At 73.8% G+C, this 7,698-nt stretch carries 7 protein-coding genes; 6 read left to right on the plus strand and 1 reads right to left on the minus strand.

Features of this window, described 5'->3' with window-relative positions; all coding sequences use genetic code 11:
- From AB8Z36_RS25480 to AB8Z36_RS25505, 6 genes are all read left to right on the plus strand, one after another.
- Nucleotides 1-1,203: O-antigen ligase family protein (locus tag AB8Z36_RS25480; RefSeq protein ID WP_369215713.1), on the plus strand; the 1,203-nt coding region annotated here is incomplete at its 5' end.
- Nucleotides 1,200-2,972 carry a lipid II flippase MurJ gene (locus AB8Z36_RS25485; RefSeq protein ID WP_369215714.1) on the plus strand — a complete coding sequence of 591 codons (1,773 nt, stop codon included), beginning with the start codon at nt 1,200-1,202 and terminating at the stop codon, nt 2,970-2,972. The genes AB8Z36_RS25480 and AB8Z36_RS25485, both read left to right, overlap by 4 nt.
- A complete protein-coding gene (locus AB8Z36_RS25490; protein WP_440581992.1) occupies nt 2,962-3,750 on the plus strand; it encodes a polysaccharide deacetylase family protein in 789 nt (262 codons plus the stop codon). The genes AB8Z36_RS25485 and AB8Z36_RS25490 overlap by 11 nt, the downstream gene beginning before the upstream one ends.
- Nucleotides 3,747-4,892, plus strand: coding sequence for a glycosyltransferase (locus tag AB8Z36_RS25495; RefSeq protein WP_369215715.1), 1,146 nt, complete (start codon nt 3,747-3,749; stop codon nt 4,890-4,892). The genes AB8Z36_RS25490 and AB8Z36_RS25495 overlap by 4 nt, the downstream gene beginning before the upstream one ends.
- Complete coding sequence (locus AB8Z36_RS25500) at nt 4,889-5,560, plus strand: lipopolysaccharide biosynthesis protein (protein WP_369215716.1); 672 nt, start codon at nt 4,889-4,891, stop codon at nt 5,558-5,560. The genes AB8Z36_RS25495 and AB8Z36_RS25500 overlap by 4 nt, the downstream gene beginning before the upstream one ends.
- Nucleotides 5,557-6,639, plus strand: a complete 1,083-nt coding sequence (locus AB8Z36_RS25505) for a GNAT family N-acetyltransferase (protein ID WP_369215717.1) — start codon at nt 5,557-5,559, stop codon at nt 6,637-6,639. Before AB8Z36_RS25500 ends, AB8Z36_RS25505 begins: the two co-directional genes overlap by 4 nt.
- Here AB8Z36_RS25505 and AB8Z36_RS25510 read toward each other — a convergent pair.
- A complete protein-coding gene (locus tag AB8Z36_RS25510) occupies nt 6,633-7,694 on the minus strand; it encodes a glycoside hydrolase family 26 protein (RefSeq protein ID WP_369215719.1) in 1,062 nt (353 codons plus the stop codon). The two genes, AB8Z36_RS25505 and AB8Z36_RS25510, sit on opposite strands and share 7 nt — an antisense overlap.
- Between the last annotated feature and the right edge of the window lie 4 nt (nt 7,695-7,698).

Consider the following 7,698-nt stretch of genomic DNA (forward strand, 5'->3'; position numbering starts at 1 on the left):
GCCGACGCGGTCTCCGCCCTGGTGGTCGCCGTCTGCGTCGGCCATCTGGTGCGCACCGGGCGGCGCCCGCTGACCAGGACCGCCGCCGTGCTTTTCGGGCTGCCGGTCATCGGCGTCACCGTCGCCGCCTTCGGCGCCTCGTCCGCCGCGMCCGGGGTCGCCGGGGCCGCACGCTACCTCCAGATCTTCGTCCTCGTACCCGCCGCCGTGCTCGTCCTGATCCGGGACGCCCGTCAGTTCCGGCTCGTCGCCTGGGCGCTGGTGGCCCTCGCGCTCTGGCAGGGGGCGCTCGGCGTGCACCAGAACCTCACGGGGACCGGCGCCTCGTACGCGGGCGAGGACATCCGGGCCGTCGGGACCTTCGGCTCCACGGACGTCATGGGGATGGCCACGGTCGTCTCCTACGGGCTCATCTGCTCCCTCGCGCTCGCCTTCCGGCCGCACGCGCCGCGCCAGCGGTCGGCCGCCGTGACCTGCGCGGCACTGCTCACGGTGCCGCTCGCCCTGTCGTTCAGCCGGGGGGCGTGGATCGCCACGGCCGGGGCGTGCGTCCTGGTGCTCCTCCTCGCCGGGGCGCGCAGGGCGGGGCGCGTCCTACTCGCCGGGGGTGCGGCGGCGGTCGTCCTGGTGGGCGGGTTCGGCCTCGGCTCGGCGCTGCTCCAGGAGCGGCTCAGCAGCATCACCCAGGTCACCGACGCACCCGACCAGTCGGTCACCGACCGGTACACGATGTGGGCGGCGTCGGCGGACATGTGGCGCGAGCACCCGGTGACCGGCGTGGGCCTCAAGGGCTTCCCCGAGAACCGCGACAGCCATGCCTCGCTCGCCCTGTCCGCCGCGAGCGACACGGCGGGCGCGGGCAGCGGCTTCGTCCGCCAGCCGCTGCTCTCCCCGCACAACATGTACCTGCTCGTCCTCGGCGAACAGGGCCTGCTCGGCCTTCTCGCGCTGGCCGGGGGCTGGGTGGCGCTCCTGGTCTGCGGCCTGCGCCGCCTGCACGACGAACGCACCGGTCCCGACGGCACCCGTCCGGACCGCGGCCGTCTGGACTGCGCCCTCCTGGCCTGCGGCCTCCTCATCTGGCAGCTCGTCGACTTCGTCTACGCGGACATCGGCGGCCCCTCCACCGTCCTGACGGCGGTGGCGCTCGGCGTCGTGGCCCGGTGGTCGGTGGGCGCACGCCGAGAGGCGGCCACCCCATGACCACGGTGCCGACCGCCGGGCCCGACGCCGGGCCGGAGACCGGGACGAAGGCCGGGACGGAGACCGGGACGAAGGCCGGGCCGGAGACCGGGACGGAGGCCGCAGGGGAGTCCTCCCCCGGCCCCGCCCCCCAGAAGACCACCGGGTCCTTCCTCGCCAAGGCCGCGCTCGTCACCGCCGCGCTCTCCGTGGCCGGGTCGCTGCTCGGGCTCGTACGGGACCAGGCGCTCGCGCACTTCTTCGGGGCAGGCAGCGACACGGACGCCTTCCTCGTGGCGTGGACCGTGCCCGAACTCGCCGCGACGCTGCTCATCGAGGACGGGCTCGCCTTCTTCCTCGTACCGGCGTTCAGCCTCGCCCTGGCCCGCCGGGCGGCGGACCCGGACTCCGACCCCGTACGCGATCTGGTGCGGGCCTCGCTGCCCCGGATGTCGCTGTGGTTCGCGGGGGCCGCGCTGCTGCTCGTCGCGGCGGCGCCCGCCGTGGTGGGGCTGCTCGCGCCGGGGCTGCCCGACCCCGGACTCGCGGTGGACTGCACGAGGCTCACCGCCACCTGCGCGTTCACCTTCGGGCTCACCGGATACTGCAGCGCGGCCCTCCGCGCCCACCAGCGGTTCGTGGCCCCCGCGACGGTGTACGTCGCCTACAACACCGCCATCATCGCCGCGCTGTTCCTGCTGGCCGCCCCCTTCGGCGTACGGGCCGCGGCGACCGGGGTCGCGGTGGGCGGCGCGCTCATGGTCCTCGTACAGGCGCCCTCGCTCTGGCGGGAGCTGCGGCGGCGGCCCGCCGGGGCACCGGCCGCGCGGGAGGCGGACGGGGACAAGACGCTCCAGACGGCGCTCATCTGGACCGTCCTCTTCTTCGCCCTGTGCCGTCAGTCGCAGGTCCTCATCGAGCGGTTCCTCGCCTCCTCGCTGCCCGCGGGCGCCATCTCGCACCTGAACTACGCGCAGAAGGTCGCGCAGATGCCCATGGTGCTCTCGCTCATGCTCTGCACCGTCACCTTCCCCTTCGTCGCCCGCGCCCTCGCGGCCGGGGAGACCGAGCGGGCCAGGGAGCGCGTGGAGCGCGACCTCGTCCTCGCGGGCTGTCTGGTGCTGCTCGGCGCGGCGGCGGTCGTCGGAACCGCCCCCGCGCTGATCGAACTGCTCTTCCAGCGGGGCCACTTCACGGCGCGCGACACCGGCGTCACCGCCTCCGTGATGCGCGTCTACGCCCTCGGCCTGCTCGGCCACACCATGGTCGGCGCGCTCGCCAGGGCCCACTTCTCCGTGGCCAGGAAGACCTGGCTGCCGCTGCACGCGATGGTCATCGGCGTGGTCACCACCGCGGGCATCGGCTTCCTGACCGTCGGCACCTGGGGCGTCCACGGCATCGCCGCCGCCAACGCCACCGGCATCTGCGTCACCGCCCTGCTCCTGCTCCGCGGCCTCGGCCCGCGCACCGTGCCCGTCAGGACGCGGGCGGTGCTCGGACAGCTCGCCCGGCTCACCGCCGCCGCCGCCTGCGCCGCGGTGCTCGGCGCGCTCACCGAGAGCGCGGTCGGGCGGCCCGTCCTCGCCGTCCTGGCGAGCGGCGCCGTGGTCACCGTCTCCTTCGCACTGTGCGGGCTGCTCCTCAAGGCACAGCCGTGGCCGTCCGCGCTCCGCTCGGCGACCCGCGTGGTGGCCCGGTCGGCGCACCGGTCAGCGACCCGATCAGCGACCCGATCAGCGACACGTCCAGCGTCCCGTTCAGCGACAGGAGAGCCGCGTCATGACCGTTGACCTCACCCCGCCCACACCGTCGGACGCGGAGCCCTTCCTGCGGCTCCGGACCCCCCGTACCCCGGCCTGGGTGGCGATGTACCACTCCGTCGCCGACACCACCGACGACCCCTACGAGATCACCGTGGAGCCCGACCGGCTCGACGTCCAACTCCGCTGGATGCGGCGCCAGGGCATGCGCGGGGTCTCCATGCGGCAGCTCATGGAGGCGTCCGCCCGTGGCCTCCAGCACAACCTCGTGGGCCTCACCTTCGACGACGGCTACCAGGACTTCGTCGAGAACGCGCTGCCGCTCCTGCGCCGCCACGAGTGCGCCGCCACCGTCTTCGTGCTCCCCGGCCGCCTCGCCGGGGAGAACGCCTGGGACCCGCTCGGCCCCCGCAAGCCGCTCCTGGACGCCGACGGCATCCGGCACGCCGCCGCCGAGGGCATGGAGATCGCCTCGCACGGCATGACCCACACCGACCTGACCGCCGCCGACGAGGGGACCCTGCGCCGCGAGACCGCGGGGAGCAGGGCGGCGCTCGCCGACGTCACCGGCGAGGAGCCCGAGGGGTTCTGCTACCCGTACGGCACGGTCGACGAGCGGGTGCTCATGGCCGTGCACGACGCCGGGTACCGCTACGCCTGCGCCATCGCCCCCGGCCCGCTCGCCGGTCCCCTCGCCCTGCCCCGGGTGCACATCGGCCAGGCCGWSWCGGCCTGGCGGCTGCGCCTGAAGCTGCGCACCAACCGGCTCAGGCACCGCTCCGTCGGACCCTCGGCGGTGACGGCGTGAAGGCCCTGCACATCATCACCGGCCTCGGCGTGGGCGGCGCGGAACAGCAACTGCGCCTGCTGCTGCGCCATCTGCCGACCGACTGCGACGTCGTCACGCTGACCAACGCGGGCACCGTCGCACGCGGCATCGTGGCGGACGGCACCCGCGTCACCGACCTCGGCATGGCGGGCAACCGCGACGTCGGGGCGCTGCCCCGGCTGACCGGGCTCATCAAGGCCGGTAAATACGACGTCGTCCACACCCACCTGTACCGGGCCTGCCTGTACGGACGCATCGCGGCCCGCATGGCCGGAGTGCGCGCGGTGGTCGCCACGGAACACTCCCTGGGCGCATCGCAGATGGAGGGCAGGCCGCTCACCAGGGGCGTCAGGGCGCTGTACCTCGCGGGCGAGCGGCTCGGCCGGATGACGGTGGCCGTCTCACCCGCCGTCGGTCAGCGGCTCAACAGCTGGGGAGTGCCCCGCCAGCGCATCCAGGTGGTGCCGAACGGCATCGACGTGGAGCGCTTCCGCTTCGACCCGGCCGCCCGCGTCCTGGTCCGCAAGCGCTTCGGCCTCCCCGAGTCGGCGTTCGTCGTCGGCGGCGTCGGCAGGCTGGCCGGGGGCAAGCGGTTCGACGTCCTGCTGCGCGCGGTGGCCCAACTGCCGCGCGACGTCCTCGTCCTGCTGGTGGGCACCGGCCCCGCGGAGCCGGAGCTGCGCACGCTCGCCCAGCGGCTCGGCCTCGGCGACCGGGTGCGGTTCGCCGGTGAGGCGGGCCACGAGGAGGGCACCGCCGCCGACGGCGTGCCCGACCTGCCCTCGCTGCTCGCCGCCATGGACGCGCTGGCCTCGCCCTCCCCCGAGGAGGCCTTCGGCCTCGCGCTGGTGGAGGGCCTGGCCAGCGGCCTGCCCGTCCTGTACTCGTCGTGCCCCGCCGTCGACGGCCTGCCGCCGGGCACCGGGGCCGACGCCACGCACTGCCCGAGCGATCCGGACGCCTTCACCCAGGCCCTGCACGGCCTGCGCGGCGGCATCCCCCCGCGCCGCCAGGCACCGGCCGCGGCACGGCACTACAGCATCACCCGCAGCGCCGGACAACTGATGCGTGTCTACACGTCGGTCGTCTCCGGCCCGACCCTGGAGGTGAACCCTCGATGAGCGACTCCGAGAACGAGCGCCGGAGGCTCGACGCCCTGCGCACCCGCCTGGACCCGCTGCGCGCCCGCGCCGCCCGGCTGCCCCGCTGGTCGGCCCTGCCCGCCTGCGCGCTCCTCGGCCTGCTGGCCGGGACCGGGTACGGCCTGCTCCAGACGGCCCAGTACACGGCGACGAGCTATGTGGTCGCCGTGCCGCAGGGCAAGGCCGACCCGGCCACGGCCCTGGGCTTCGCCCAGGCGTACGGCCGGGTGGCCAAGCAGCTCGCCGTGATCGGCGACGCGCAGGTGGCGGCGGGCCTGTCGCCCACCGGCCTCCAGGACAGCGTCCAGGTCGCCACCTCGCCCGACGCGCCGATGATCGCGATCTCGGCGTCGGCGGCGAAGCCCGCGAACGCCGCCCTGACGGCCAACGCGGTCGCCCAGTCGCTCGCCACGGGCGCCAACCACTCCAAGGACAGCACCAAGGTCAAGCTCCTGCAGTTCTCCCGTGCCCTGGACCCGGCCGAGCCCTCCTCGCTGTCCACCGGCGTGACCGCCCTGGTCGGCGGCTGCGCGGGCGGTCTGCTCGGCGGCCTCGCGCTGCTCGTGCGCCCGCGCGAACGCCTGGCGGCGGCCCCCGGCGCCTCGGTGCCGGGCCCGGCGTCCGCGCTGGTCAGGAGCGGCGCGTGACGGCCGTCCTGCGCGGCACCCTGACGACCGGGGTGTGCGCGGACGAGGCCGAGTTCGAGGCGCTCGCGGCGGCCTGGGGGCGGCTGCACCGGTCCTGCGCGGCGGCCACCCCGTTCCAGAGTCACGCGTGGCTCTCCTCCTGGTGGCGGTCGTACGGGCAGCCGGGCGCGCTGCGGGTGGTGCTCGTCCGGCACGGCGACCGGCTGGTCGCGGCGGCGCCGCTGATGCGGGTGCGCGGCCCGGTGCTCCGGCCGCTCGGCGGCGCGATCTCCGACTTCACCGACGTGCTCCTCGACGACGCCGACCGGGAGGCCGCGGCGCGGGCGCTCGCCGCGGCCCTGCGCGGACTCGCAGCGAGCGCGCTGCTCGACTTCGGGGAGGTGCGCCCCGGCGCCTGCCTGGAGAGCATCTACGAACTCTGGCAGGGGCCCAAGCGCGCGCTGGCCGACTCGCCCTGCCTCGAACTGCCCGCGCTGCCCATGGACGAGCTGCTCAAGCGGCTGCCCGCGCCCCGGGCCCAGCGCACCCGGGCCAAGATCCGCAAGCTCTCCGCGCTCGGCGTGGAGAGCCGCATCGTGCCCGCCGAGGAGGTCGAGTCCTCCCTGTGCACCCTGCTGCGTCTGCACGAACTCCAGTGGTCCGGCCGGAAGGTGACGACCGAGCACCTCCAGCCGCGGTTCCGCGAGCACCTGCTGCGCTCGATGCGGCCGATGGTCGCGGCGGGCGAGGCGGTGGTGACCGAGTTCCGCCTCGACGGCGAGGTGCTCGCCGCCGATCTGACCCTGCTCTCCGGCACGCTGGCGGGCGGCTATCTGTACGGCGCCCACCCCAGCCTCAGGGAGCGCAAGGTCGACGTGGCGACGATGCTCCTGGAGGCGACCACCCGGCACACCGGCGGTGAGCAGCGCCGCGCGCTGAGCCTGCTGCGCGGCAACGAGCCGTACAAGCACCACTGGCGCCCCGACCCGGTCACCAACCAGCGCTTCCTCCTCGCCCGCGGACGGACGGCACCGCTCCTGACCGCCGCGGCCGGCTACGCGGCGGTCCGTGCGTGGGCGAAACGGCGACTGCGTCAGTAGCGGTACTTCCCCTTCCACCAGTCGAACCGCAGGCAGAACCTGTCGCCGAGCCAGTGCCCGGTCCACTGGCCGAGGTTCATCGGGGAACACGCGGGCGGCTTCGCCGGTTCAGTCGGCACGGCCGGGGTGCCGGCACCGTCGGAGAGAAGGTCCCGATAGACCGCCGACGCACCGGGATTGGACTTGCACTGCCACACTCCGTGCGGGCAGTAGTCGGTGACGGTGTTGTACACCGGCTTCTTTTCTTTCATCCATTCCAGCATGCCGCGCATGTATTCTTCATTGTCACCGTTGCGGAACAGACCCCATTCGGGATACGAGATGGGCTTCTTGTGGGCCGCCGCGAAGTCGATGTGTTCCTGGAGCCCATAGGGTTCCTTGACCTGTTCGTCGAACGGCATTCCGCGCGGCTGGTCGTACGCATCCATGCCGACGATGTCGACGGACTCGTCGCCGGGATAGCACTGCGTCCACGGAATGGCGTCACGCCCCCTGTTCGGCGTGAAGTCGAACTGAAATTTCTGTCCATGCACCGACCGCATTGTGGTGACGATCCTGTTCCAGTACTTCTTCCAGGACTCCGGGTCCGGGCCGCACCGATGGGTGTAGGTCGTGCCGTTCATCTCCCAGCCGAGCACGATCACCGTCTCGGGCACGCCCAGGTCGACCAGGCGCTGGGCGAGCACCCGGAAGTGGTCGTCGAACTCACCTGCGGCCCCCCTCCGCAGCAGCCGCCTGACCTCGGCGTCCCCGACGTGGTCCTCGTTCCTCTCCAGCATCGGCACGTTGAGCACGAAGAGCCGGTCGTCCTTCTTCTTGCGCCACTCGGCCCAGCTCTCCAGGAAGTTCGGCGCGCCCGCGATATTGCTCCAGCGGTCGCCGGGAAGGTAGGTGTGCCCGACTCTCAGCTCGACGCCGCCGAGCCATTTGCCGAGCTCGTCCATGCGCTCGACGCCGCGCGGCCCGTAGTCCAGATAGGCGCCGAAAGCGGGGGCCTTGGCCAAGCCGACCTCGGCGTCCCCGACGTGGTCCTCGTTCCTCTCCAGCATCGGCACGTTG

The sequence above is a fragment of the Streptomyces flavofungini genome (assembly GCF_041028215.1).
Taxonomy (GTDB): Bacteria; Actinomycetota; Actinomycetes; order Streptomycetales; family Streptomycetaceae; genus Streptomyces; species Streptomyces flavofungini_B.

Coding starts and splice junctions, on each gene's coding strand:
- AB8Z36_RS25500 (WP_369215716.1), top strand. CDS start 4,889: ATGAGCGACTCCGAGAACGAGCGCCGGAGGCTCGACGCCCTGCGCACC.
- AB8Z36_RS25485 (WP_369215714.1), top strand. CDS start 1,200: ATGACCACGGTGCCGACCGCCGGGCCCGACGCCGGGCCGGAGACCGGG.